Below are 647 nucleotides of genomic sequence, written 5' to 3'. Positions count from 1 at the left end.
TTGAGAAATCAGATATTTCCCTGAAAACAGCAATCAAGGGTAATCATCAGGGCCTGTTTGAACCTCGCATCTCAACAGGCGGCAATTTTGGAAATCAAACTCAGTCGTCAACTCGAATGTCTGAAATTCAAGAATTAATCACACAAGAGGAGCAAGGCAATGCAACTTACGGCTTCTAATCAAAACCTTGGCCCAATTAACTCAGCACAACTGGTTGGTGTTTTTAAAGCAATTGCACCGCGTTCATTTGAAAAAACTTTTGACGGCATTGCTACAGCACAGATCAACACAGCAATGAAAATCTGCATTGATGGCCTAACTCATGATCAAGTTAATTTTGGCCTATCTCAAGTTCGTGATAATGGCTTTTGTCCAGATCCAGCCATGTTCCGCAAGTGGTGCTTAGGAATCACTGGCTTTGGCACGGACCAACAGCGCCTACAGGATTCATTCAAGGGTAAGCATGCAGCATTAGCGAATATCTTGAAGTGGCGCAAGGACTCCAAGCAAGCGATTACCAATGCAGAAAAAGATGCGTATGACCGCTGTTATGAAATGTTTGAAGAAATCAATTGGGCGAAAAATGCAGATCGAGCGATGTATTTGGCTTATGAGGCATTCAAAGACAATTACGCTGATGTGATTCA

General features: G+C 42.5%; 1 pseudogene. It reads left to right on the top strand.

Annotated elements, in window-relative coordinates:
* Positions 1-159: 159 nt before the first annotated feature.
* Positions 160-647: pseudogene (locus OKC24_RS19870) on the top strand (hypothetical protein); the annotation flags it as partial.

The organism is Acinetobacter entericus (genome assembly GCF_026168575.1).
Lineage (GTDB): Bacteria > Pseudomonadota > Gammaproteobacteria > Pseudomonadales > Moraxellaceae > Acinetobacter > Acinetobacter bouvetii.
This window is presented reverse-complemented; position numbering and strand designations above follow the sequence as displayed.